This window comes from Streptomyces sp. NPDC091376, from assembly GCF_044757085.1.
Lineage (GTDB): Bacteria > Actinomycetota > Actinomycetes > Streptomycetales > Streptomycetaceae > Streptomyces > Streptomyces pratisoli.
This window is the reverse complement of sequence record NZ_JBIVUF010000005.1, coordinates 405,820-429,838: the sequence shown is the minus strand read 5'-3', so window position 1 is coordinate 429,838 and position 24,019 is coordinate 405,820. Positions and strand designations below refer to the sequence as shown.

Genomic DNA, 24,019 nt, shown 5'->3' with positions numbered 1-24,019 from the left:
CCGCTTCGCATCGCCACACAGCCGGAGCGCCGCTCCCGCAGGCCATGCGGCCCTGAACCGGCCGCGCTTCACCTCGCGGGCATCATCCGGGTCGCGTCGATGCCCGGCCATGCCCCACGGAGCGGGGTCACACCGGCGGCAGACCGGCGGCGCAGGAGGGGCACAGTCCGCGGTAGACGACCTGGACCTCGGACACGGTGAAGCCGAAGCGTGCTTCCGGCGGGAGGCCGGTCAGCGGGTCGCCGGTCGGGTGGACGTCGCGGATGGTGCCGCAACCGGAGCACACCAAGTGCTGGTGCGGATGGTGTGCGTTGGGGTCGTAGCGCTTGGCGCGGCCGTCGGTGGAGACCTCCATGACCTCGCCGAGGGAGACCAGTTCGCCCAGGGTGTTGTAGACGGTCGCCCGGGAGATCTCCGGCAGCCGCAGGGCCGCGCGGGCGTGCACCTCGTCGGCCGTGAGATGCACGTGGTCGCCGTCGAGGACCTCCGCGACGACACGCCGCTGGGACGTGATCCGCCAGCCACGTCCTCGCAGTCGCTGCAGCAGGCCGCTCATGTCGGTTCACCTGTCCAGATCGTTGGGACGACGGAAGCTCACCCGTCGATGCCGGCTCCTGTCGGAAAGCGGACAGCGGATGAGGTGGCCTTCCGGACAGGGCCTCCGACCATACGGGCGGCGGTGCCGGCAGAGCCAGCTTCACACACGTTGCGCGAGGGCACGGCTCCATCACGCGCCGGGCCGTCATACGACCTTTTCCTTCCCGCCGTTCTCACCGGCGGGGCAAGCCGGATGATAAGAAGAATGGCGCCTCTCACATGTCCCGAGGGCCGGGAAAGCCACCGCCGTCGAGCCTGGGCCCGGCCCCGAGCGAATTCGGGCTTTCGAGTTCTTGTTGCCAGGGCCGCCCTGCGTGTTCTCGTAGCCGTGCGCTCCACGGTGCGCGACCATACGGACGCCGAATCCGCACATTCATCGGCGTCATATACGAGGAAGGACGGACGTGTCCGGCAGCGAAAGCGAGAACCCAGCGATCCCCTCCCCGGCCCCCACCGACACTCGTCCCAGGACGAACCGGGACTGGTGGCCGAACCAGCTGGATCTTCAAGTGCTCCACCAGCACTCACCTCGGGCCAATCCACTGGACGAGGATTTCGACTACGCAGAAGAGTTCGCGACCCTCGACCTCGACGCGCTCAAGCAGGACGTCTTCGACGTGATGACGACGTCGCAGGACTGGTGGCCCGCCGACTACGGCCACTACGGGCCGCTCTTCATCCGGATGAGCTGGCATGCCGCGGGGACGTACCGGATCGCCGATGGCCGGGGCGGTGGCGGCTCCGGCGCTCAGCGCTTCGCCCCCCTCAACAGCTGGCCCGACAATGCGAGCCTCGACAAGTCCCGCCGTTTGCTCTGGCCCGTCAAGCAGAAGTACGGCCGTAAGATCTCCTGGGCCGATCTCATCATCTTCGCCGGCAACTGCGCGATGGAATCGATGGGGTTCAAGACGTTCGGTTTCGGCTTCGGGCGGGAGGACATCTGGGAGCCCGAGGAAATCTTCTGGGGCCCGGAGGACACATGGCTCGGAGATGAGCGCTACAGCGGCGACAGGGAACTCACCGGTCCTTTCGGCGCCGTGCAGATGGGACTGATCTACGTCAATCCGGAGGGGCCCAACGGCAACCCGGATCCGGTGGCTGCAGCCAGGGACATTCGCGAGACGTTCGGGCGTATGGCGATGAATGACGAGGAGACGGTTGCGCTCATCGTCGGCGGCCACACGTTCGGCAAGTGTCACGGTGCGGTCGCTCCCGAGTACATCGGCCCGGAACCCGAGGCGAGCCCCATCGAGCAGCAGGGCATCGGCTGGAGGAACACCTACGGCACCGGCAAGGGCGCGGACACGCTCACCAGTGGGCTGGAGGGCGCATGGACCTCAGAGCCCACGAAGTGGGACAACGGATTCCTGGACCATCTGTTCAGGTACGACTGGGAGCTGACGACGAGCCCCGCCGGCGCGAAGCAGTGGACTCCCACGGATCCCTCGGCCAAGGGCAGTGTGCCCGACGCCCACGATCCGTCGAAGAGTCACGCTCCCATGATGCTGACGACGGACCTCTCCCTGAAGCTGGACCCGGTCTACGCACCGATCGCGAAGAGCTTCCACGAGAACCCGGACAAGCTCGCGGTGGCATTCGCCAAGGCGTGGTACAAGCTGCTGCACCGCGACATGGGACCGCTCTCGCGCTACCTCGGCCCGTGGGTTCCCGAACCGCAGCTGTGGCAGGACCCCGTCCCCGAGGTCGACCACGACCTCGTCACCGTCGGAGACATCGCCGCTCTCAAGGACAGGATCCTCGCCTCGGGACTGTCCGTGTCCCAGCTGGTCACGACCGCTTGGGCGTCGGCAGCGAGCTTCCGCGGCACCGACAAGCGCGGTGGGGCCAACGGGGCACGGATCCGGCTCGCGCCCCAGCGGGACTGGGAGGTCAACGAGCCGTCCGAGGTGGCCGCGGTGCTGCGGATCCTCGAGCAGATCCAGCAGGACTTCAACAGCTCACAGGCCGGCGGAACGAAGGTTTCCCTGGCCGACGTGATCGTTCTGGGCGGGTGCGCGGCCGTCGAGCGAGCCGCGAAGGACGCCGGGCACGACATCACCGTCCCGTTCGCACCGGGGCGCACGGACGCCTCGCAGGAGGAGACGGACGTCGAGTCGTTCGCGCTGCTCGAACCCAAGGCGGATGCCTTCCGCAACTACGTCCGGGCGGGAGAGAAGCTGTCGCCGGAGACCCTCCTCCTCGACCGCGCCAACATGCTGAACCTGACCGCTCCCGAGATGACGGTCCTTGTCGGCGGCATGCGGGCGCTGAACACCGGTTTCGGGAACTCGCCCCACGGCGTGTTCACTCACCGGCCGGAGAAGCTGACCACCGACTTCTTCGTCAACCTGCTGGACATGGGCACGGAATGGAAGGCGTCGACTTCGGACGAGAACGTGTTCGAAGGTCGGGACAGTGCCACGGGCGAGGTCAAGTGGACCGCCACCGCCGCCGACCTCGTCTTCGGTTCGCACTCCCAGCTCCGTGGCATCTCGGAGGTCTACGCGGCCGCGGACGGGGGCGAGAAGTTCGCGCGTGACTTCGTGGCGGCGTGGGACAAGGTGATGAACCTCGATCGGTTCGACCTGCGCTGAGACCGATGTCCCGGTCGGCCGTTCAAGGCCGACGGGGACATCCTCAGGACCCGGCATCCCTTCGGTTCGAAGGGCCACTTCTCGACGTCGCGTCCGCTGATCCCGACGGAGCGACGAACGGCCAGATCACACCTTCAGCAGGCTGCCGGGAAGGCCGAGCTCGGATGCCTGTTCCTGTCGGAGGTGTGGGGACACGGGTACGCCGTGGCGAAGACCTCCGGTGTGGTGGAGGTGTCTGAGCTGCACCGCACACGGAGGTCTTCGTGTCCCAGCGTCATGTCCGGCTGACCGTTCACGCCGGGCGGATCCTGGTCGAACGTGTCCTCGCCGGCCGTCCCGCGGCACACGTGAGGCGGAGATGGGAATCCCCCACCCGACCGCGCACACGTGGGTCCGCCGCTGGCGGGTGGGGCGAGGCGGGCCCGGCCGATCGTGCCTGCCACTCGCACACCACCCCACACTGCACCGCACCGCACCGCACCGCGTCCGAGGTCGAAGCCCGCGTCTGCGAGCTGCGGCAGGCCGGCAATCTCGGTCCGGCCCGCATCGGGCCGCTCCTCGGGCCGCGGCTGCTCACCTCGTTCGAGTCCGGCGGCTGGGTGGTCCTCGTCTTCGAATTCGTCACCGGCCGTCATCCTGACCTGACCCCCGGGTCCCCGGACCTGCAGCCCGTCATCGACGCCATCAGCCACCTCCACGACTCCCACCAGCACTCCGACGCCTGAGTGGTCCCGCCGTCGGCGGACGCTGGGGAGCATCGCAGAACGGGGTGGGTGCCCTCCCCGTAGTGGGAGGGCACCCACAAGGACCGTCAGTGGTTCGTCGTAGAGGTCGTGCTCCTAGCGGCGACCGTGGTGCCGGTGGTCCCAGCGGTGGTGACCGTGGTGCCGGTGGCCCCAGCGGTGGTGACCCCAATGGTGGCCGTGGTTGCCGCGGTGATGACCCCAACGACCGTCGCCCCGGCGGTCGTCACGGTCGCCGCGGTGGTGACCCCGGCGGTCGTCACGGTCGCCTCGGCGGTCGTCACGGCGGTCGTCACGGTCGCCGCGCCTGTGGTCACCACCACGGTCGTGGCCCTGGTCGTACGTGGCGTGAGGTACCGCCGAAGGCGCGGTGGCTGCGCTGGCGCCAGTGGCGCCGCCCATCAAGACGACGGCTGCGACGCCCAGCGCGGCGACAAAGCGGGAAACCCGCATTCCGTGCTCCTTTCACGGCAGGTGCCTGATGCGCCTGCCTGGTTGGACGCGGCGATAGTCCCATCCGAAATGCACCACTATGCCCGACTCGCCACGAAAGGCACCTCATATAACGAAAAGCCCTCATCCTGGGAACCGGCCCCAGCGTGTCGGCGTCACGCGCGCACGCGTACGGGGTGGCTCCCGCCTTCCATCAGGGTGAACTTGCACCTCTCGATCCCACCGAGCTCGCCTTCGCGATCACACGCCGCCATGTGGCGTACGGGAAGTGCTGAGCCCGGCGAGGCCCCACTCGTCGGCTGTCGGCACCAGCTGCGGACGTGTTCCGCAGCTGGTCAGTCGAGGGGATGAGCACGGTCGGGTTCACGCCGCGCAGAAGGCGCGGAATCGGATGGACACGGCTCAGTGCGGTGGCCGATGATCTCCGGCATGATCCGAGCCGCAACTGTGGACGACATCGCGGAGATCCGCGCGATGATCCGTGAACTCGCCGCGTACGAACGGGCTGTTGAGCATGCCCGAGCGACGGAGGAGCAGCTTCGCGACGCGCTGTTCGGAGAGCATCCCGCCGCGTTCGCACTCATCGCCGAGGACGATGAGACGAGGCAGACCGTGGGCTTTGCCCTGTGGTTCCCGCGTTTCTCGACCTGGACCGGCACGCGCGGCATGCACCTGGAGGACCTCTACGTACGGTCGCACGCCCGAGGCGGAGGACACGGCAAGGCTCTGCTCGCCTCGCTGGCCGCGATCTGCCGACGAGACGGCTTCGAGCGCTTCGAGTGGTGGGTCCTGGCCTGGAACGAACCGACGATCGACTTCTACAAGTCACTCGGCGTGGAGTTGCTCAACGAGTGGACGGTATGCCGGCTGAGCGGCGAACCGCTCGCGGAACTCGCTGCCCAGGCCCCGGCGGTCCTCGACCAGACCCCGGCCCTGTAGGACGGAAGGTCATGCAACCACCTGTCGCAGCTGTGATCGAAGCCCACCGGACACTGGAACGGCTCGTCGCCGGGATGAGCGACCAGCAGGTCGCCGAGGCATCCGCCCTTCCGGGCTGGTCACGCGGCCACGTCCTCGCGCATCTCGCCGACAACGCGAGAATGTTCGCCCGTCTCGCGGAACATGCCCTGCGCGGAGAACTCGTCGCGGGCTACGACGGCGGGGTCGACGAGCGCAACGCGATCATCGAGGCGACTGCGGGCCGCAGCGCAGCCGAGCACCGCACGCAACTCGCCGCGCACGCGGCCGGGCTGGAGGCGTCCTGGGCGCGCGCCGCCGACATGGACTGGATCCGACCCGTCACGTTCCGCAACGCGGATCTTGCCGCCACCGTCTACGCACGCTGGCGCGAAGCATGGATCCACATGGTCGATCTGGAGCTCGGCGTGCGGCCGGACGACTGGCCCGCGGACCTGGCCGCACACGCCATCGACTTCCTCCTCGGCCGCCTTCCGGCAGGCACGCGCGTTCATGCCGAGGATCTGGACCGCCAGTGGTCTGTCGGCGACGGGCCGCCGGACACGGTGGTTACCGGAGGCGTGCGCGACCTGGCGGCCTGGCTGGCCGGACGTACGCCCTTGGTGTCACCGGTGGCGACCGAGGGGCGGCTGCCTGCTCTCGGGCCCTGGCCGCCCCACCCTCCACAGCGCCGGGACCGCCTGTGACGTCGTCGCCGGCAGGGTGTGAAGCGCGCCGATTTCGTCGTGGGCGGCGGAAAGAGCTGCCTGCACCGCGCCGTGACCGCGTGCCCCTGGCCGGCTGACACCCGGATCCGTTCTCGAAAGAAAGGGGCACTATGCGTGCCGACATCGTCTGGTGGGACCTGTCCGCCTCCGGACAGACCATCGAGTCCATGCGTGAGTACCTGCGTGAGGAATCCGTCGCCGCGTTCTCCGAGGTGCCCGGGCTTCGCTTCAAGATGTGGCTCTCCGATCCTGACACCAACCGGTGGGGAGCCGTGCTGTTGTGGGAGTCGGAAGAGGCATCCCGGCAGGCGCTGCCCAGCCGGGCGCTCGAACTCATCGGCTACCCACCACAGATCGCGCACGGGTTCGATGTGGAGGCCACGACCGAAGGCCGATACGAAACCCAACGACTCGCCCTGCAAGGGCTGGCCTTCGCCGAAACGACGCAGAGCAAGCCGAGCTGATAGGCGACGAGAGGGAACAGCAGTCCGGCCCTCCTCTTGTTTCGCCGCGTCCACGGCTCACACGTACCTCAGACGACGCCAAGTCCTCAATGAACTCAAGGGTTGTCGTCAACCTCGCTCTACGCTCCGTCGTTGCCACCAAGACCATCAGCACTCGCCGCCTGTCCTGCAGCAGGCAGGTGAGAAGGGTCCGGCAGCCGATGGCCTCACAACGGCATGCGACCTCGGGCACGACGGCCCGCGGAACCGCTACGGCCCACGGCCTTCGAGCTGCTGCGGAAGGGCTTGCTGAAGATCCGTCCCAGGATGCCAGGGGCCTTGGCGCCGGCGCGTGATCCGGCTCCCAGGGTGCGCTGGGTGCCGCGTTCGGGGTGCCGGGACAGGCGAGGCACGAAGAAGGCGAGAACGGCCAGGACGATACAGACGGCAATGATCCCGACAAGCATCATGGAAGCTCCCTGAGTTGAGGTGTGTCCCTCCGTTTGCCCTACCGATTCAGGAACATGCGCCGGGCTCGTTCCGCCCGTCCCAGGGATACGGTCGCCGCGCCGCTCAGCCCGTGCCGGACCGGGCACCGCGGCCTCACGTTTCCTCGCCGTGTGCAGGCCTCAAGGGGATGCCTCCGAATCCCGCCCGGACGAGCAGATACCGCCTTGACACGCGTTCATGCGGCGCGGCGACGCGACTCGGGAGCCACCGAGGCCGATTACCGCAGGCCGGGAGCGCGTGCCGACCTTACGGGTGGACCTGAATCTCCCCCAGGAACCACCCGCTCACCGCGTCGACGCCGATACGGAAGAGCCCACCGTGTTCCGGGTACGCGGTGCCGGCGCTGACGACCTTGCCGCCGCTCAGATGAAGGTAGTTGCCGTCGTGCTCGGGCTGGTCCTGCTCCCACTCGAAGTCGGTGGCGAAGATGCTCGCCCGGCTCTCGGACCGGGAGAGCTGGTCGGCGATGTGCTTGGCCCAGACGACGTGTGGCACCACCTCTCCGGTGATGGTGGTGCCGTTGATGACGAGGGTGATCGGCAGGGCGAGTTGTTCCTGCTCCACGCGGTCGGTCAGCCTCTTCAGGAGGGGGTCCACTGTGCTCATGCCGCGACCCTAGCCCCACCGCAGTCCCGGGCGGCCTGCCTTGGCAGGAGACGACGACCTGACAAGAAGCAGAGATCCGATGTGCATGAGCGGTCGAGAGCGGGGCACGCGGAGGAAGCACGACACAGGCCGCCCGACAGCCGCCGAGCGTGGTTGGCGGGAACTGCACCCGATCCGGTCAGGAAGCCGATGGAAACGGGACGCTGCGGGCTGCCAAGGAGCAGGTTCACACGTCGAAGTGACGCGACGAATCGGAGTGATGATGATTGTTCTTGGGCTGATTCTGCTCATCATTGGGCTGCTGCTGGGCGTATCGCTGCTGACGACGGTCGGCGGCGTACTCATCTTGGTCGGCGCGATCCTTTGGATCCTCGGAGCGACTGGACGCACAGTCGGTAGGCGCAAGCACTACTTCTAGGCGAAGCAGTCACGGCACGCCGGCGCGCCGTGTAGAGATCGGGGCTCAGCGGAGAACAGCCTTCCGTCGAGCCCCGTCTTCATGTCGGTACACGTGAGGCGCCCTTCGCAGCGCACGGCGAAGAGGTCGTTTCTTCCGGTGTTCCATCCAGGTCAGTGCTCCTCGGTGTCCGCTTTCGCGCCCGTCACGGGCAGCGCATGCAGCACCAGGACCGAGAGGTCGTCCTCGACCGGATCGGGACCGAAGTCGTGCGCCGTCCGGCGGACGCGCTCGGCCACGGCTGTCGCTCCCAGCCCTGCGCATTCGCGGAGCACCGCCGACAGGCCGTCGCCGTCATCGAGCTGCCGGTGACCGCTTCGTCGCTCCGTGACACCGTCGGTCACACACAGCAGCGTCTCACCCGGAGCGAGGCTGAATGAGCCGGCCTCGAACTCCGCGCTGTCGTCGATGCCGAGCAGCATCCGAGGTTCTGCCGCGGCCACCACCGAGCCGTCGGTCAGGAGGCGCAGGGGCAGCGGGTGTCCGGCGCTGGCGATCGTGCAGTGGGGGCCCTCGGTGCGAGGGCCGAGCTGCAGTTCCCCGTACAGCATGCTCAAGAACCGCGGGCGGGCCCGTTCGCCCCCGTTCACGACGGCTTCCGCGCTCTCCTCCACCATGGCCGCGTTCAGCCTCCGGAGCACCGACTCGACGCCGTGGCCCTCACGTGCCAGCAGTCTCACCAGGTACCGGGCCAGACCGGTGACCGACATCGCCTCCGGGTCCTTGCCCTGCACGTCTCCGAGCAGAAAGCCCCAACGGCGCTCGCCCATCGGGAACAGGTCGTAGAAGTCTCCGCCGACCGTCTGGCCCTCGCCGTACGGTTCGTAGACGATCGCCGTCTCGACGCCCGGGATGCTGGCCAGGAACCGGGGCAGCTGATTGCGTTGAAGCGCCCGGCTGATCGACTTCTGCCGGGTGTACCGGCGGGCAGTGACCAACGACTGCGCGATCCGCCGCGCCACGTCCTGCACCACGTTCGCCAGGTTGTCGGTCATGCGGAGCTGCCCGGACCTGCCCAGGAGGAGCATCCCCTGGCAGGCACCTGCGGAGACCAGGGGGAACGCCAGTGCCGAGCCGCGCGCCCCCGCGTCCCCGGCGGTCTCCGGCCACGGCCACGGGATGCTCGCAGTGCTGAGGATGGCAGGCGGCATTTCTCTCGCCAGCTCGTGTCGCAGCGCGTCAATACGCCACTCTTCGGCGTGCCAGACCTGGGACAGCCGCATGCGGCCGCACGCCACAGTCAGCCACACGCCGCACCAGTCGGCCAGCCGGGGCACCAGCAGCTGTCCTGCCAGTGCGGCCACGAGATCCTCGTCGAGCTGGCCCGCGAGAAGCTCGCTGCCCTCGGCGAGGAAGGTGGGTCCCGCCTGGTGGGGCCACTCGGCAATGAGCCCGCTACGACCGACGGCCGGTACCGATGAGACCGTCCCTGAGTCCCGCGGGGCGCTCCCGGGAGACGCCGTGGGGCCGGGAGCCTCGCGGTGCGCCTGCCCCGCGAGTTCCAGGCGGAACCACACCGACTTCCGGTCCTGGTCGTAGGTCACCCCCCATGACGTGGCCAGCGCGCCTACGATCCGCAGGCCGAGGCCCCGTCGGCCGGGCAGATCCTCGTGGGGGCGCAGCGCCCGGGTGGGGTGGCGGTCGGTCACCTCGATGATCACCGCGACGGATACGTCCTCGTCGTTCGTCGGCGCCGGGGGGCACTCCTCCTGCGGACGCGCATGGCTCCGGCCCTGTTCCAGCGAGCAGATGACGTCGATGTCCGTCCCGGCGTGCATGACGGCATTGGTGGCCAGTTCGCTGACGAGCAGTTCGGCGTCCCCCCTGACCTCTTCGAACTCCTCGGTGATCGCTTGGGGCGCGTCCACGACCGCCGCGGCCTGCTCGGCGAGGGCCGCGCGGACAAAAGCACGCGCCTCTGAGGCGGCCCGCTGGTTCGCCTGGAGCGTTGTACGCGACACGCACCTGTCCGGTCGCGATATCAGAAGCGCTCCAGACGGCACAGCCGACCTTGGAGGCACCGTAACCATTCATGCCCCAAAGGATCTTTGATCGGATATTTCGCCAAACACTTATAGTGTGACGTATCTGCCCAGGTCGAGGATAGGGGTGGACTGCCATGACACTCGACCCGGTTCCGGCCGACCGCCGGTTCACGGCTGCGGAGCCGCCCGCGTCAGCGGAGCCCGCGGGCCCACCCGAGGCCCCGGGAATCGCTCTCTCCACCGCGCCCCCCGGCGAGGCATGGGTGCGTAGCAACGCCTTGCGTCCGTTGCTCAACGGTCTGCGATCACTGCGCGATGGTGACTTCACCGTCCGCGTCGACGGCGTCGAAGAAGGGGTCCTGACGGAGATCGCCGACATGCTCAATCAGATCGCCGTGCGCAACGACCATCTGGTCAGCGAACTGCAGCGGGTCCAGCGCGAGGTCGTACGGCACGGCCGGCTGGGAGAGCGGCTCTCGGCAAGCCCGGGGCAGGGCTCGTGGGTGACGGGCGTGGACTCGGCCAACACGCTGCTCGAAGCCCTGGTGGCTCCGGTGTCGAACGCCACGCGCGTCCTGGACGCGGTGGCTGACGGGGAGCTGACGCAGCGCATCGACCTGCACGACGGCAGCCGCGAGCTACGGGGCGATCTGCGGCGGCTGGCGCGTTGCGTGAACCGCACGGTCGACCAGCTCTCGCTGTTCACCGGTGAGGTCACCCGGGTGGCCCGCGAGGTCGGCACCGAAGGCCGGCTGGGCGGCCGCGCCCATGTGCGTGGCCTGTCCGGTGACTGGCGCCAGGTGATCGAGTCGGTCAATACGATGGCGTCCCGGCTGACGTCGCAGGTCCGGGACATCGCCGTTGTCACGACAGCGGTGGCGCGGGGCGACCTCACCCAGCACGTGACGGTGGACGCCACCGGTGAGGTGCTGGAGCTCAAGTTCACGGTCAACACGATGGTCGACCAGCTGCGGGCGTTCGCCGACGAGGTCACCCGCGTCGCCCGCGAAGTCGGCACCGAAGGACAACTCGGCGGCCAGGCACATGTGGGGGATGTCTCCGGCGTGTGGCGGGACCTCACCGACAACGTCAACTTCATGGCGTCCAACCTCACCTCCCAGGTCCGCAACATCGCCCAGGTCACCACCGCCGTCGCCACCGGCGACCTGAGTCAGAAGATCACGGTGAACGCCCGCGGGGAGATCCTGGAGCTGAAGGACACGGTCAACACGATGGTCGACCAGCTCTCCGCGTTCGCCGACGAGGTGACCCGCGTCGCCCGCGAAGTCGGCACCGAAGGACAACTCGGCGGACGCGCCCAGGTCCGCGGCGTCTCCGGCGTCTGGAAGGACCTCACCGACAACGTCAACTTCATGGCCGACAACCTCACCTCCCAGGTCCGCAACATCGCCCAGGTCGCCACAGCCGTCGCCCAGGGAGATCTCGGCAAGACGATCACCGTGGAGGCGAAGGGCGAGATCCTGGAACTGAAGTCGACGATCAACACGATGGTCGACCAGCTCTCCGCGTTCGCCGACGAGGTCACCCGCGTCGCCCGCGAAGTCGGCACCGAAGGACAACTCGGCGGCCAGGCACACGTCCGGGACGTCTCCGGCGTCTGGAAGGACCTCACCGACAACGTCAACTTCATGGCGTCCAACCTCACCTCCCAGGTCCGCAACATCGCCCAGGTCACCACCGCCGTCGCCGACGGGGACCTCTCGAAGAAGATCACCGTGGACGCCCGCGGGGAGATCCTGGAGCTGAAGGACACGGTCAACACGATGGTCGATCAGCTGCGGGCGTTCGCCGACGAGGTGACCCGGGTGGCCCGCGAAGTCGGCACCGAAGGACAACTCGGTGGACGCGCCCAGGTCGGTGGTGTCTCCGGCGTCTGGAAGGACCTCACCGACAACGTCAACTTCATGGCCGACAACCTCACCTCCCAGGTCCGCAACATCGCCCAGGTCGCCACAGCCGTCGCCCAGGGAGACCTGTCCAAGAAGATCGACGTCGACGCGCGCGGCGAGATCCTCGAACTCAAGACGACCATCAACACCATGGTCGACACGCTGTCCTCGTTCTCCGCCGAGGTCACGCGCGTGGCCCGGGAGGTCGGCAGCGAGGGCCAGCTGGGCGGCCAGGCACGAGTCGAGGGTGTCTACGGCACCTGGAAGCGGCTGACGACCAGCGTCAACGAACTCGCCCTCAACCTGACCACGCAGGTACGCGCGATCGCCGAGGTCGCCAGCTCCGTGGCCCAGGGCGACCTCACCGGCTCCATCGCGGTCGAGGCCAGCGGCGAGGTCAACGAGTTGAAGAACAACGTCAATCTCATGGTCTCCAACCTCCGCGAAACCACCCGGGCCAAGGACTGGCTGGAGTCGAACCTCACCCGTATCGCCGGTCTCATGCAGGGCCACCGCGACCTGGTCGAGGTCGCGGACCTGATCCTGCGTGAACTCACCCCGCTGGTCAACGCGCAGTTCGGGGCCTTCTTCCTGGCGGAGGCCGGCGCCGAGCCCGGCCGGGGCCTGCAGTTCATCGCCGGTTACGGCAGCGCCGAAGGGCCGGGCGACAGCACACACCCCGATACCGGAAGGCCGGTGCGGGGACTGATCGCCCAGGCCGCCCTGGAAAAGAAGCGCATCCTCGTCGACGCGGTCCCGCCGGGGTACATCAGCATCGAGTCCGGGCTCGGCTCGGCACCGCCGACCAGCATCGTCATCCTGCCGATCCTGTTCGAGGACGAAGTGCTCGGTGTCATCGAACTCGCCTCGTTCAGCAAGTTCAGCGAGGTCCACCTGGCCTTCATCGACCAGTTCGTGAACACCATTGGCGTCTCGATCAACACGATCCTCTCCAACGCACGCACCGAAGCACTGCTGTCGGAGTCCCAGCGGCTCACCGCGGAACTCAGGCGCTCCAACGCGGAACTGGAGGACAAGGCCGCCCTGCTGGCCACCTCGTCGCAGTACAAGTCGGAGTTCCTGGCCAACATGTCGCACGAGCTGCGCACCCCGCTGAACTCGCTGCTGATCCTGGCCCGCCTGCTGGCCGACAACCCGGACGGGCATCTCACCGAACAAGAGGTGGACTTCGCGGCCACCATTCACCGGTCGGGATCGGACCTGCTCCAGTTGATCAACGACATCCTGGACCTGTCGAAGATCGAGGCGGGCCGGATGGACGTCCATCCGAGGAAGCTGCCGCTGACGAAGCTGCTGAACTACGTGCATGCCATGTTCCGGCCGCTCGCGAGCGAGCGTGGACTGTCCTTCGACGTCACGGTCGGCGACGGAGTGCCGGGCGAGCTGTACTCCGACGAGCAGCGGCTCCAGCAGATTCTGCGGAACCTTCTGTCGAACGCGGTGAAGTTCACCTCGTCGGGCAGCGTGGAGCTGCGCGTCGAGCGGGCAACGGGCCAGGAGATCGAGCGGGAGGGACTGCCGACGAGCGAACCGATCCTCGCGTTCTGCGTCAAGGACACCGGCATCGGCATCCCGCGGGAGAAACTGACCGTCATCTTCGAAGCGTTCCAGCAGACCGACGGCACCACCAGCCGCAAGTACGGTGGCACCGGGCTGGGGCTCTCCATCAGCAGGGAGATCGCCGGCATGCTCGGAGGCCGGATCGTCGCCGACAGCGAACCCGGCGTGGGCTCCCGGTTCACGCTGTACGTGCCCGCGCGCCACACCGCGGCGACCGCGCCGATGGCCGAACCCCCGCCGATGCCCGACGCCCCGGCAGCAGAGACCACGCCGCCGCCGGTCCCTCTGCTGCCGGCCGGCCCGATCGCCGCTCCCCCGGAGCCGCGGCCGACGAGCGTCCCGGAGCTCCCCGACGGCATGGCGGCAGCGGCCACCGGCCGGGACACGACGAGCTGGGCGGAAACAACTCGGCTCAAGGAGTGGATCACCGGTCGTCCGCGCGAGGTACTGGACGGGCGCACCATCCTCATCGTCGACGACGACATCCGCAACGTCTTCGCGCTCATGCATGTGCTCGGCCGCGTGGGCATCACCGTGAAGTACGCCGAGAACGGACGCGAAGGTCTCGAGATGCTGGACCGCCATCCCTCCATCTCGCTGATCCTGATGGACATCATGATGCCCGAGATGGACGGCTACGAGACGATCGGCGCTGTGCGGCGCTCCCCCCGCTTCGCCGAACTGCCGATCATCGCACTGACCGCCAAGGCCATGCCGGGCGACCGGGAGAAGGCGCTCGAAGCGGGCGCCTCCGAGTACGTTCCGAAGCCCGTGGATGTGGACCACCTGCTGTCCGTGGCCTGCGATCTGCTCGACCCGCGGGGCGGCTCCGCGGATCCGCGGCCCGAGCAGGCGCCGGACGTCGCCGAGGACAACGCCGAAGACCCGTCGAGGCGGACGCCATGACCACACACCCGACCGAAAAGTGCAGCATCCTGATCGTCGACGACATCGAAGAGAACCTGATCGCGCTCGAAGCCCTGCTCGGCCCGCTCGGCCAGGAGTTGGTGCGCGCCCACTCCGGAGAAGAGGCACTGAAAGCCATGCTGCGGCAGGACTTCGCCGTCGTGCTGCTCGATGTCCTCATGCCCGGCATGGACGGGTTCGAGACCGCCGCGAACATCAAGCGTCTGGACCAGACCAAAGACGTGCCGATCATCCTGTTGACCGGGGCCGAGGTCGAGACGGACTACGCCTACCGCGGATACTCGATCGGCGCCGCGGACTTCCTCACGAAGCCGTTCGACCCGTGGCTGCTCCGTACCAAGGTCGGCATCTTTCTCGACCTGCATCGAAAGAACCGCCAACTGGCCGCCCAGGCCGAGCAGTTGCGGCGTCTCTTCGCCGAGGCCAGGACCACCCCCGCCCCCAGGGGCCGTCCCGAGCCGGCCGAGGCCAAGGCCACTGCCGAACACCGCGAGAACGGCCCGCGCCCGCCGGAGTCCACACCCCGTACCGCGACCGCACCGACCGAGGAACGGCTGGCGGAGATCGGCGGACAGCTGGCACAGATCGAACTCCTGCTCCGCGACACCAACGCTGCAGAGGCACCCACTCTCGCCGACCGCGTCGCCGAACTCGAACGAGCCGTCGACAGCCTCCGCCTGAGGTCCGAGTGACGTCGGGGGCAGCCACCGGAGGACGGATGCACTGACCTTCGGCGACCACGCCGGTCCGCATGCCCTCCCCCCGGGAGACGGTCACCCCGGCCGTGACGCGCAACTGCTCATGATCGAGGCACACTCGGTGTGCCGGCGGAGCCGCTTCCTCCGAGCGAAAGCCCACCGGGTGCTTTCCGCAATGCGCCACCGTGCGACAGGGTTCGCAGACCGCCTCGCATATGTGCGGGCCCCATCCACCAGGACGCCTGGACCGGGCGGGACGCGACATCCGGTCGGCCCTGGCACCACCCCACGTCGTACGCGGCCCTCCGCCTGGCGCGCTCGCTACCGCCGGCGCGCCGGTGACGGCGGCGAGCAGCGAGCCGCCGCTGCAGGCGGTCCGGGTCACGGGAGGTGTTCAACGGTCACCTCATGTGATCAGAGGGAGGTCGCGTGCGGTTGTCGTCCGTCGTGCGGCACGGGATCCTGGGGGAGCACGGAGGGAAGCCGTGTCATGGATCGTTTTCCGAATGCGGCCAACGTCGATTTCCACAGTCCTTCGGACCCCAACAAGGCCGCCACCGCGGTGCTGGACGACCAAGGCCGCATCGTCGGGTGGGGTTCCTCGGCCCAGCGCCTCCTCGGACATTCTCCTGAGGAGGTACTCGGCCGGCCGGCCGAGCTGTTGCTGGCGACGTCCTCCGGGCAGCGGCTGTCTGCCCTCTGCAAGGCGCACAAGACCCGCAGCATCGTCCTGGACCTCTGCCATCGGGACGGACACACGGTGCGCGCTGTAGTGACGTTCAGCCCGCTGTCACACCAAGACGGCGCCGCGGTCGTCGTGGTCGCTGCCGAGCTGGAGGCGCTCCGCAGCTGGGAGTCGCAACTGGCGATGCTGCAGGGCCTGGCGACCGAGTCATCCGTGGGCCTGACGATCTTCAACACCGAGAGGCGCGTCGTCTGGGGAAACGTCTCCACCGATCTGGAGCTCGGAGGGATCGCCCAGTACACCGGTCGGCCTGCCTCGGACCTCTTTCCGGAAGGCGAGTTCATCTCGCGCCACCACCCCCCGGACGAGGACCAGGTGATGGATCACGTGCTGGCGACGGGGGAACCGATCGTCGGCATGCACTATCGCGGGCGCGCCCCCGCCGACCCGGTGCGCGAGCACGTGTGGTCCTGCTCCTACCACCGGATGCTGGACGCCCGCGGCGAACCGCTGGGGCTGTTCGAGGAGTCCCTGGACATCACCGAGCGCTATCGCGCCCAGGAACGACTGTCGCTCCTGGTGCGGGCCGGAAAGCGCGTCGGTGCCTCGCTGGACGTGCGTCGCACCGCGGCGGAACTTGCCGACGTGGCGGTACCGCAGCTGGCCGACGAGGTGCTGGTCGATCTGCCCCCGGCGGTCATCGAGGGACGGCAGCCGCCGACGCGCTCGGCGCCGGGACACGGTCTGCTGCGGATGCACGGCCGGACACCGGAAGAGTTCCGGACCAGCCCCGTGTCCTACCCACCCTCGTCACCGCAGGCCATGAGCCTTGCCACCGGCCGCTGTGTCGTCGGCGCCTCCCCGGGCGAGGCACCGGGCCAAGCGGTGGCGGCCGCCTCACACTCCTGCCTGTTCGTCCCGCTGGTCACCCGCGAGGCCGTCCTGGGCCTTGTCACCTTCCGGCGCAACAGCAATCCCGACCCCTTCGGCCCCGAGGAGCAGACACTCGCCGTGGAGCTGGCCGAGCGGGCCGCCGTGGGCATCGACAATGCCCGCCGGTACACCAGCCAGCACGCGGCAGCCCTGGTACTGCAGCGAAGCCTGCTGCCGCGGCATCTGCCTCAGCAGAGCGCGGTCGACGTCGCGTACCGCTACCTGCCTGCCGACAGCCGCGTGGGCGTGGGCGGCGACTGGTTCGACGTGATCCCGCTGTCCGGAGCCAGAGTGGGACTGACCGTAGGTGACGTGGTGGGCCACGGTATGCACGCCGCCGCGACCATGGGCCGACTGCGCTCCACCGTACGGACCCTTGCTCTGCTGGACCTGGATCCGGCCGAGTTGCTCACACGGCTGGACGACCTGGTGGCCCAGGAATCGGAGCCCGACGCGGACGACGGGCCGAACAGCGAGGCGATGGTCGTCACCTGCCTGTATGCAATCTACGACCCGGTCAGCGGCCGGTGCGTCTGGGCCAGCGCAGGCCATCCCCCGCCGATAGTGGCCGATGCGAGCGGCTCGGTGGCCATGTCCGCTCTGGCGCCGGGACCGCCGCTGGGGCTGGGCGGCCTGCCGTACGAGGACGTCGATCTTGACCTTTCCGACGGCAGCGTGCTGGCGTTCTTCACCGACGGCGTCGTGGAGGACCGAGGCCAGGACATCGACAGCGGGATCGACCGTCTGGCCGAGGTACTCACCTGGCAGCGATGCCCGCTGGAGGAACTGTGTGACCGGGCGCTGTCGGCCCTGCCGCCCGGACCACAGGTGGACGACGCCACGCTGCTGCTCGTCCGCACCCGGCGGCTCGACGCCGACCATGTGCAGGACCTGGAGTTGCCGTCCGACCCGGCGCTGGTGGCTCAGGCGCGTGAGCTCACCGAGCGCCAGCTGGGGGCTTGGGGCCTGTCCGAGCTGTCGTTCACCGCCTCACTCGTGGTGAGCGAGCTGGTCACCAATGGCATTCGCCATGCCACAGGACCGGTCGTGCTGAGGCTGATCAGGGATCGCTGCCTGCTGTGCGAGGTCTCCGACAGCGCACAGACCGCACCACACCTGCGGCGGGCGCGCCGGGACGACGAGGGAGGCCGCGGCTTGTTCCTCGTCGCCCAGATGTCTCAGCGCTGGGGCACGCGGTACACCTCCACCGGGAAGACGATCTGGGCCGAGCTGGCCATCCCCAAGGCCTCCGCCGGAGTCCAGGGCGAGATGCCGGGCTGAGCGCAGCAGGCAGCAATCAGCACCACCTCGCCGGTTTACGCACGGTCCTGCCGCCCGAAGGCGGCATCGTGCCCGCAGACGGAGACCTCTCCCCTTCTGACTCCCTGCGCCCCGCTCCCGATCCGCTCATCGGGCATGGCGCGGGCTCTGCCCGTCGTCTGCCTACGTTCACCTCACTCGGATCCAGATCGTCGGACGCCCTGCCGGAACCGGGCTCAGTCCGACGGCCTGGTGGGCACCCAGTGGCTTCGCCGCGCCGAAGAGCCTGTACCCGGCGTTCGCGCAGAGATGTCGACGCCCGAGCCTCGCACAACAGGCCGACGGCACCGGACATCACGCAGCCCGAGCAGGGTAGGCGCGCGGGTATGACCAGTCACGGGAGTACACGGCAGAGCGAGGAACAACTGGTAGGGATCAGGGCCTACACGGACGTCGAGCTGGCTCAGAAGCAGCTGATATCCGCGACGGCCGAGCAGGGCCCGTCCCCTCAGTTCTCCAGCGGTGCGACGGCGGCCTACCGCTGGGCCCTGGGATACGCGCAGCACTCGCCGGTCACCGCGACAGGCGAGGCGGATCTCGCCCCGGACCTCGAGACCCTGACCGCCGAGGCGGACGCGGCCGTCGTCCAGATGGAGGACCCCACCAGCCGACCCGGCCCGCGGGACTACAGCCGTGGAGTGTACGACGCCCTCGCCTGGGTGTGCGGACACAGTGACCACGCGCCGGAGGCGCCGCAGTCCTGAACGGTCGTGTCCCGCCACACGTGACATCGACCTGGGCCTACCTCCGGTGTGGCGACACACCCTGCCGAGCAGCCTGGCGACAGCCGCGATCCGTACGAGACCACGGCGGGCGAGGACGGCGGACAGCACGCCTGTGCCCGTGCCGGTGTCGAAGGCCGTGACGCCCGTGGGCAGTGCCGTTTCGGCCACCAGGTCTACGTACTCGCCGCGGACCGGAGCGCGCTCATGTCCGGATGCCCGTGACCACCGCAGGACCTCGGGTCGTCGTCACCTGGACGTGCGGCGCCCGGGCCTCCGTGCGCAACGGCGCTCCGCGCTCCGGGGCAGGGCCAGGGCCGTTCGGTCCCCGCTTGGGCCCCTCGGCCCCTGCCGCCGCCGCGCGAGGGCGGCGACGCTGGAAGCGTGGCCGCGCACGCGGCCCCGGTGGTGTATCCGCGGTCCCAGGTGGCTTCGGTCGTCGTCGGCCGCCGGACCCGCACTCTTCCCGTGGGTGGGGACATCGGTCCCGTCGCCCACGGGGTGATGCACCACCGCACCGGCCGCCGTCGCCGCCCACGACTGGCAGCTTCGCCGGCCCGTCAGGAGGTTCCGTGGCTCAACCACCGCTCGACCCCGGCGTCGTGGAGTCCCTCGTGAAGGACGCGGCGTCGGCGCCGTCCATGCACAACACGCAGCCCTGGACGTTCCGTTTCCTGCGGGACAGCGGCGTGCTGCAGCTGCGCGGCGACGCGGAACGTGGGCTGCCGAGAGCCGATCCGGGCGGCCGTGCACTCCATCTCGGGTGTGGAGCCGCGCTGTTCAACCTGCGGGTAGCGGTCGCCCATGCGGGATGGCAGCCGGTCGCCTCGTTGCTCCCCGATCCCGCCGATCCCTGGCTGCTCGCCGAGGTCGCCTTCGCCGGATCCGTACGTCCGGACGACGATCTCGCCGTCCTGCATCCCGCGATACACCGCAGGCACACCAGCCGGTTCCCCTTCACCGACGAGGAGATCCCGGACGGCATCCTGGACGGTCTGTGCGGCGCCGCCCTGCTGGAGGGCGCCCACCTACGTGTCCCCGACGCATGGCACGTGCAGAACCTGCTGGACCTGGTGCACGATGCGGAAGGCCGCGAGTCCATGGATCCCGAGGCGCGAGCGGAGACGGCACGCTGGACGGAGACGGGAGCCGGCGGTGCGTCGCGGCCGGAGGGGATCCCCACGTACGCGTACGGCCCGCGGCAGCTGGACGTCACCGCGCCCGTACGCGACTTCGCGGGCCGGCAGAACCTCCCGGGCCGTGCCTCCGCCACGTTCGAGAGATGGCCCCGGCTCGTCCTGCTGGGAACGACCGACGACCGGCCGGAGGACTGGCTGCGGGCCGGCCAGGCGATGGAGAGGGTACTGCTCCAGGCCACGCTCGACGGGCTGGTGGCATCCCTGACGTCCCAGGCGCTCGAATGGCCCGAACTGCGGTGGGCCGTCCGTGATCCGCGCTCGACGATGGGCCACGTCCAGATGGTGATCCGTCTCGGTTACGGCCCCACGGGGCCCGCGACCCCGCGCCGTCCGGTGCGTGATGTGCTCGACATCGTCTGACGCTCGTCCGACGCCCGCCCGCCACGGAGCGGGAACCAGCGCTCGGTCTCCCGGGCGGCGCGGGTGTCACGCTTCTTGTGACAGCGGCTGCGCAGGTCGGGCCACGGCGGACTCCTCCGGGCTCCTGGGCCGGTGAGCCGACGTCGTCGGCGGATCGTTCGACGTGCGCCTGCGTGGCGCGGCCGGAGAACGGAGCACGTGTCCCGTGCCGCTTCGGGGTCGGCTTCGAAACGGTCTGCCACCGCTTCAGCACCCTCCAACGCACCGGAAGCCGAGGCGTGCCCTTCTCCTTCCTCCGGGTCGACCGGGCCGGCAACTCTCCGAACGACAGTCCGCCAGGGTCGGGCAGGGCGTGACGACGCCGCTCGGCGGGCGCCGAGCGGCGTCGACAGGTTCGGCGGGTTCCGTCAGCCCGGGGTGCGGTGTTCAGCTGCCGGCCGCCTGCTTGATCAGGTCGGCGACGGCGGCCGGCTGGGAGACGTAGACGGAGTGGCTGCCGGCCACTTCGACGGTCTGTGCTCCGATCCGCTCGGACATCGCGTGCTGGGCCGGCGGCGGGATCATGCGGTCGTCCGTGGCGATCAGGTACCAGGACCGCTTGGTCCGCCAGGCCGGCTGCGCCACCGCACCGCCGAGGGCGTCCACGCCCCACGGGACCTGGGAGTCGGCCATGAACTCGGCCTGGGCGCGGGGCAGGTCGGCGGCGAAGGAGTCGGCGAACTTGTCGCGGTCCAGGAAGAGGAACCCCTGGTCGGGCGGGAGGATGGGCGGGACCGGGGCTCCCGGCGGCGGGTCGGCGATGAGGGTGCTCACGGACTCGCCTTTGTCGGGGGCGAAGGCGGCGATGTAGACGAGGGCGTTCACCTTCTCGTGGTTGCCGGCCTCGGTGATCACGACTCCGCCGTAGGAGTGGCCGACCAGCGTCACCGGTCCCGGCACCCGATCGATGACCTGCCGGGTGGCGGCCACGTCGCCGTCCAGCGAGAGGGTGGGGTTCTGCACGATGGCCACGGTGTGGCCGTCGGCCTTGAGGGCGTCGTACACGCCCCGCCAGCCGGAGCCGTCCACGAATCCTCCGTGGACGAGCACGACACTCCCGCGCGGTGCGTCGTCGGTCATTCTGTCCTCCAGCGCTCTTCGGGCCGAGCGGCCCGGTCGTGATCGAAACCCTAGGGAGGGGTCGGATTCATCCGCTTCCGTCATCCGACGTAGTCCCGCGGGCCATCAGGGCGCGAGGAAGCAGCTCACTTCCGGTCGAGTCATCCGCGGCCGGGGCTCGACGGCCACGGATCCCGTCGTTCCGGGGTGCGCACGAGGGCGACCGCGGCCGGGTCTGCACCACGTCGTCCACGTCAGGGCGGGGGCCGACCACGCTCATGGTCACGTCCACGGCATGCACGCCGCCCCGTCTTCCTACAGCAGCAGCCCCAGGGCAGTCGCGTACCCGGCCTGCGCGGCCCTCGCCGGGTCGACATACCGTGCCCGTCTGCCCTTTCCGTACGTCCGGCCATGGCGCCTCCCCCGCAGCCCTCGTCGGCACTGCTGACGGCAGCCGCAACTCGGTTCCACAACTGGCGACTTCGGGGTAGGGCGGGCCCAAGGGCTTCGAGTTCGGTCTCACAGTGATCCTCGCGCGGCGCTCGTGACCGCCCACGTGCCGAGAGCACGGGCGCCACCCGGACACGCCGAACGCAACGGCGGCGCCCCTGGGCACGAGGCTCGGCGGGCCCGTCGGCGTCGAGGCCACGGCGCGGTGAGCGGACAGAGCGCAGGTCCCCTCCTGCGTCCGGCCGACGGAGAGGTGGGGCACGTCAAACGGGATCCAGTGTCGTCAGGCGGGATCCAGCGTCTTCATGATGACGAAACTGTTGACGGTGGCGACGCCGGGCAGGGCGGCCAGCTGATTGGCGTGGAACTCCTCGTAGGCGGGCAGGTCGGCCACCTCGACCTGCAGCAGGTAGTCAAAGCTCCCGGTGATGTGGTGACAGGCGACCACCCCGGACAGCGCCATGACCCCGTCCTCGAAGGCGACCACGTCCGCACGGGTGTGGCGCAGCAGCCGGACGCCGGCGAACACCCGCAGACCGCGGCCGACCGCGGCCGGGTCGATCAGCGCCCGGTAGCCGCGGATGACCCCGGACTCCTCCAGGTTCCGCACCCGCCGCAGACACGGCGAGGGCGACAGTCCGACCTGTGCGGCGAGCTCGTTGTTGCTGATGCGCCCGTGGCGTTCGAGCACGGCCAGAATCGACCGGTCCACATCATCCATGATCAGCAGAATATTGCTGAAGCACCACCCAGCGCACAAACGAGAGCCGAATCGGCGCGCAATCTATTGCCAAAGTTGCGCGCGGACGGCCCTGAGCTTTCTCCGGACGATCAAAGTGGAGGCCGTACACCGTCGCATTCCGGAAGGGGCAGCCATGCCGGGCAGGAGCACCGTCGCCGTGCACGCCGATCGCGAAGTCCATCCCGATCGTGCGGTGGCGCCGCCGATCTACCAGACGGCGACGTTCTCGGCCGAGGATGCCGAATCGTTCGCTCAGGGCGCGGTCGAGGCGCGGGGCAAGGACTTCTACACCCGCTTCGGCAACCCCAACCACGCGCAGGTCGCCGCGGTCGTCGCCGAACTCGAGGGCACCGAAGCCGCCATGGTCACCGCGTCCGGCATGGCCGCGCTCACCACCGCCGTCCTCGCCCTGGTCTCGGCCGGCGACCACGTCATCGGGCAGAAGTCCACCTACGGCGGCACCGCTTCGGTCCTGCTCAACCTGCTGCCGCGCCTCGGCGTGACCACCACCCTGGTCGACCAGAGGGACCCCGACGCATTCGCCGAGGCCCTCACGCCGAAGACCCGCCTGATCCTGGTGGAGAGCCCGAGCAATCCGCTCCTGCACATCACCGACCTGCGCGCCGTCGCGGACCTGGCCCGCTCCCACAACGTGATCACCATGGCGGACAACACCTTCGCCACCCCGCTCAACCAGCGCCCGGCAGAGTTCGGCATCGACGTGGCCTGGCACAGCGCGACGAAGTACCTCAACGGCCACACCGACGTCTCCGCCGGAGTCCTGGCCGGCCCCACCGACATCCTGGACCGTGTCTGGGACACCGGCCTGCTCACGGGCGCCACCCTCGGCCCGATCGACGCCTGGCTGCTGCTGCGCGGCATGCGCACCCTGCCGCTGCGCGTGCCCCGGCACAACGACAACGGCCAGGCCCTCGCCGAAGCACTGCAGAACCACCCGGCCGTCAGCCAGGTGCACTACCCCGGCCTGGACAGCCACCCGCAGCACAAGCTCGCCGCCGACCAGATGAGCGGCTTCGGCGGCGTGCTGAGCATCGAATTCACCGGCGGCTTCGACATGGCCGACGCCTTCCTCGGTCACCTGAACCACCCCCGCCGCTCGGCCAGCCTCGGCGGCGTGGAATCCCTCGCCGTCCACCCCGCGTCCATGTGGCGCGGAATGCTCAGCGACGAACAGCTCACCGACGCCGTCCCGCCGGGCCTGGTCCGGCTGGCCGCGGGCATCGAGGACACCGCCGACCTGGTCGCCGACGCCCTCGCCGCCGCCGACACCGTACTCACCGAAGCCGCCATCGCCTGAATG

The 24,019-nt window shown here is 69.2% G+C and carries 18 protein-coding genes and 3 pseudogenes; 13 read left to right on the top strand and 8 right to left on the bottom strand.

What is annotated here, in order from left to right; all coding sequences use genetic code 11:
* Positions 1-127: 127 nt before the first annotated feature.
* Positions 128-556 (bottom strand): Fur family transcriptional regulator, encoded by a 429-nt coding sequence (locus ACIQMR_RS14115; RefSeq protein WP_401385665.1) that lies wholly within the window; start codon positions 554-556, stop codon positions 128-130.
* A gap of 445 nt (positions 557-1,001) precedes the next feature.
* Between ACIQMR_RS14115 and katG the strand changes: the two genes are divergently transcribed.
* Both katG and ACIQMR_RS14105 read left to right on the top strand, forming a co-directional pair.
* The gene (katG, locus tag ACIQMR_RS14110) at positions 1,002-3,191 is read left to right on the top strand and encodes a catalase/peroxidase HPI (protein WP_401385664.1); all 2,190 of its coding nucleotides are present in this window, start codon (positions 1,002-1,004) and stop codon (positions 3,189-3,191) included.
* A 263-nt stretch (positions 3,192-3,454) separates the two neighbouring features.
* Positions 3,455-3,754, top strand: a pseudogene (locus tag ACIQMR_RS14105) (leucine zipper domain-containing protein); the annotation flags it as partial.
* A gap of 248 nt (positions 3,755-4,002) precedes the next feature.
* On the opposite strand, the gene ACIQMR_RS14100 reads toward ACIQMR_RS14105, so the two are convergent.
* Positions 4,003-4,257 (bottom strand): hypothetical protein, encoded by a 255-nt coding sequence (locus ACIQMR_RS14100; protein WP_401385663.1) that lies wholly within the window; start codon positions 4,255-4,257, stop codon positions 4,003-4,005.
* Positions 4,258-4,816: 559 nt separating this feature from the next.
* On the opposite strand from ACIQMR_RS14100, the gene ACIQMR_RS14095 reads away from it, so the two are divergent.
* The 3 genes from ACIQMR_RS14095 (at position 4,817) to ACIQMR_RS14085 (ending at position 6,536) form a co-directional block, all read left to right on the top strand.
* On the top strand, positions 4,817-5,326 hold the full coding sequence (locus ACIQMR_RS14095; RefSeq protein ID WP_401385662.1) for a GNAT family N-acetyltransferase: 510 nt from the start codon (positions 4,817-4,819) through the stop codon (positions 5,324-5,326).
* 11 nt (positions 5,327-5,337) lie between these two features.
* Complete coding sequence (locus tag ACIQMR_RS14090; protein WP_401385661.1) at positions 5,338-6,051, top strand: maleylpyruvate isomerase family mycothiol-dependent enzyme; 714 nt, start codon at positions 5,338-5,340, stop codon at positions 6,049-6,051.
* A 131-nt stretch (positions 6,052-6,182) separates the two neighbouring features.
* Complete coding sequence (locus tag ACIQMR_RS14085; RefSeq protein ID WP_401385660.1) at positions 6,183-6,536, top strand: hypothetical protein; 354 nt, start codon at positions 6,183-6,185, stop codon at positions 6,534-6,536.
* A 206-nt stretch (positions 6,537-6,742) separates the two neighbouring features.
* Here ACIQMR_RS14085 and ACIQMR_RS14080 read toward each other — a convergent pair whose 3' ends face one another.
* Positions 6,743-6,985, bottom strand: a complete 243-nt coding sequence (locus ACIQMR_RS14080; protein WP_401385659.1) for a DUF6411 family protein — start codon at positions 6,983-6,985, stop codon at positions 6,743-6,745.
* Positions 6,986-7,271: 286 nt separating this feature from the next.
* A complete protein-coding gene (locus ACIQMR_RS14075) occupies positions 7,272-7,631 on the bottom strand; it encodes a hypothetical protein (RefSeq protein WP_401385658.1) in 360 nt (119 codons plus the stop codon).
* Between the two features lie 238 nt (positions 7,632-7,869).
* Here ACIQMR_RS14075 and ACIQMR_RS14070 point away from each other — a divergent pair, with 238 nt between their 5' ends.
* Complete coding sequence (locus ACIQMR_RS14070) at positions 7,870-8,049, top strand: hypothetical protein (RefSeq protein ID WP_401385790.1); 180 nt, start codon at positions 7,870-7,872, stop codon at positions 8,047-8,049.
* Positions 8,050-8,201: 152 nt separating this feature from the next.
* Here ACIQMR_RS14070 and ACIQMR_RS14065 read toward each other — a convergent pair whose 3' ends face one another.
* Positions 8,202-10,049: a SpoIIE family protein phosphatase gene (locus tag ACIQMR_RS14065; RefSeq protein ID WP_401385657.1), complete on the bottom strand. Its 1,848-nt coding sequence runs from the start codon at positions 10,047-10,049 to the stop codon at positions 8,202-8,204.
* Between the two features lie 158 nt (positions 10,050-10,207).
* Between ACIQMR_RS14065 and ACIQMR_RS14060 the strand changes: the two genes are divergently transcribed.
* The 4 genes from ACIQMR_RS14060 to ACIQMR_RS14045 all read left to right on the top strand — a co-directional run bounded on the left by ACIQMR_RS14060 (position 10,208) and on the right by ACIQMR_RS14045 (position 18,831).
* On the top strand, positions 10,208-14,470 hold the full coding sequence (locus ACIQMR_RS14060) for a HAMP domain-containing protein (protein ID WP_401385656.1): 4,263 nt from the start codon (positions 10,208-10,210) through the stop codon (positions 14,468-14,470).
* On the top strand, positions 14,467-15,183 hold the full coding sequence (locus ACIQMR_RS14055) for a two-component system response regulator (protein ID WP_401385655.1): 717 nt from the start codon (positions 14,467-14,469) through the stop codon (positions 15,181-15,183). The genes ACIQMR_RS14060 and ACIQMR_RS14055 overlap by 4 nt, the downstream gene beginning before the upstream one ends.
* 496 nt (positions 15,184-15,679) lie before the next feature.
* A complete protein-coding gene (locus tag ACIQMR_RS14050) occupies positions 15,680-18,088 on the top strand; it encodes a SpoIIE family protein phosphatase (RefSeq protein WP_401385654.1) in 2,409 nt (802 codons plus the stop codon).
* A gap of 365 nt (positions 18,089-18,453) precedes the next feature.
* Positions 18,454-18,831, top strand: a complete 378-nt coding sequence (locus ACIQMR_RS14045; RefSeq protein ID WP_401385653.1) for a hypothetical protein — start codon at positions 18,454-18,456, stop codon at positions 18,829-18,831.
* Between the two features lie 81 nt (positions 18,832-18,912).
* Here ACIQMR_RS14045 and ACIQMR_RS14040 read toward each other — a convergent pair.
* Positions 18,913-19,050 (bottom strand): annotated as a pseudogene (locus tag ACIQMR_RS14040) (methyltransferase); the annotation flags it as partial.
* Between the two features lie 371 nt (positions 19,051-19,421).
* On the opposite strand from ACIQMR_RS14040, the gene ACIQMR_RS14035 reads away from it, so the two are divergent.
* On the top strand, positions 19,422-20,408 hold the full coding sequence (locus ACIQMR_RS14035) for an Acg family FMN-binding oxidoreductase (RefSeq protein ID WP_401385652.1): 987 nt from the start codon (positions 19,422-19,424) through the stop codon (positions 20,406-20,408).
* 209 nt (positions 20,409-20,617) lie between these two features.
* Positions 20,618-20,725: pseudogene (locus tag ACIQMR_RS14030) on the top strand (short-chain fatty acyl-CoA regulator family protein); the annotation flags it as partial.
* Positions 20,726-20,834: 109 nt separating this feature from the next.
* Here ACIQMR_RS14030 and ACIQMR_RS14025 read toward each other — a convergent pair.
* Together ACIQMR_RS14025 and ACIQMR_RS14020 are read right to left on the bottom strand one after the other, a co-directional pair.
* On the bottom strand, positions 20,835-21,527 hold the full coding sequence (locus ACIQMR_RS14025; RefSeq protein WP_401385651.1) for an alpha/beta fold hydrolase: 693 nt from the start codon (positions 21,525-21,527) through the stop codon (positions 20,835-20,837).
* A 712-nt stretch (positions 21,528-22,239) separates the two neighbouring features.
* The gene (locus tag ACIQMR_RS14020; protein ID WP_401385650.1) at positions 22,240-22,677 is read right to left on the bottom strand and encodes an Lrp/AsnC family transcriptional regulator; all 438 of its coding nucleotides are present in this window, start codon (positions 22,675-22,677) and stop codon (positions 22,240-22,242) included.
* A gap of 154 nt (positions 22,678-22,831) precedes the next feature.
* Between ACIQMR_RS14020 and ACIQMR_RS14015 the strand changes: the two genes are divergently transcribed.
* Positions 22,832-24,016, top strand: a complete 1,185-nt coding sequence (locus ACIQMR_RS14015; RefSeq protein WP_401385649.1) for a trans-sulfuration enzyme family protein — start codon at positions 22,832-22,834, stop codon at positions 24,014-24,016.
* The last annotated feature ends 3 nt before the right edge of the window (positions 24,017-24,019 follow it).

What these genes read in the sequence shown, in the direction of transcription:
- ACIQMR_RS14085 (WP_401385660.1), top strand. Translation starts at nt 6,183, where the DNA reads ATGCGTGCCGACATCGTCTGGTGGGACCTGTCCGCCTCCGGACAGACC.
- ACIQMR_RS14020 (WP_401385650.1), bottom strand. Translation starts at nt 22,677, where the DNA reads ATGGATGATGTGGACCGGTCGATTCTGGCCGTGCTCGAACGCCACGGG.
- ACIQMR_RS14025 (WP_401385651.1), bottom strand. Translation starts at nt 21,527, where the DNA reads ATGACCGACGACGCACCGCGCGGGAGTGTCGTGCTCGTCCACGGAGGA.
- ACIQMR_RS14090 (WP_401385661.1), top strand. Translation starts at nt 5,338, where the DNA reads ATGCAACCACCTGTCGCAGCTGTGATCGAAGCCCACCGGACACTGGAA.
- ACIQMR_RS14055 (WP_401385655.1), top strand. Translation starts at nt 14,467, where the DNA reads ATGACCACACACCCGACCGAAAAGTGCAGCATCCTGATCGTCGACGAC.
- ACIQMR_RS14080 (WP_401385659.1), bottom strand. Translation starts at nt 6,985, where the DNA reads ATGATGCTTGTCGGGATCATTGCCGTCTGTATCGTCCTGGCCGTTCTC.
- ACIQMR_RS14075 (WP_401385658.1), bottom strand. Translation starts at nt 7,631, where the DNA reads ATGAGCACAGTGGACCCCCTCCTGAAGAGGCTGACCGACCGCGTGGAG.
- ACIQMR_RS14015 (WP_401385649.1), top strand. Translation starts at nt 22,832, where the DNA reads ATGCCGGGCAGGAGCACCGTCGCCGTGCACGCCGATCGCGAAGTCCAT.
- ACIQMR_RS14050 (WP_401385654.1), top strand. Translation starts at nt 15,680, where the DNA reads ATGGATCGTTTTCCGAATGCGGCCAACGTCGATTTCCACAGTCCTTCG.
- ACIQMR_RS14095 (WP_401385662.1), top strand. Translation starts at nt 4,817, where the DNA reads ATGATCCGAGCCGCAACTGTGGACGACATCGCGGAGATCCGCGCGATG.
- ACIQMR_RS14060 (WP_401385656.1), top strand. Translation starts at nt 10,208, where the DNA reads ATGACACTCGACCCGGTTCCGGCCGACCGCCGGTTCACGGCTGCGGAG.
- ACIQMR_RS14045 (WP_401385653.1), top strand. Translation starts at nt 18,454, where the DNA reads ATGACCAGTCACGGGAGTACACGGCAGAGCGAGGAACAACTGGTAGGG.
- ACIQMR_RS14115 (WP_401385665.1), bottom strand. Translation starts at nt 556, where the DNA reads ATGAGCGGCCTGCTGCAGCGACTGCGAGGACGTGGCTGGCGGATCACG.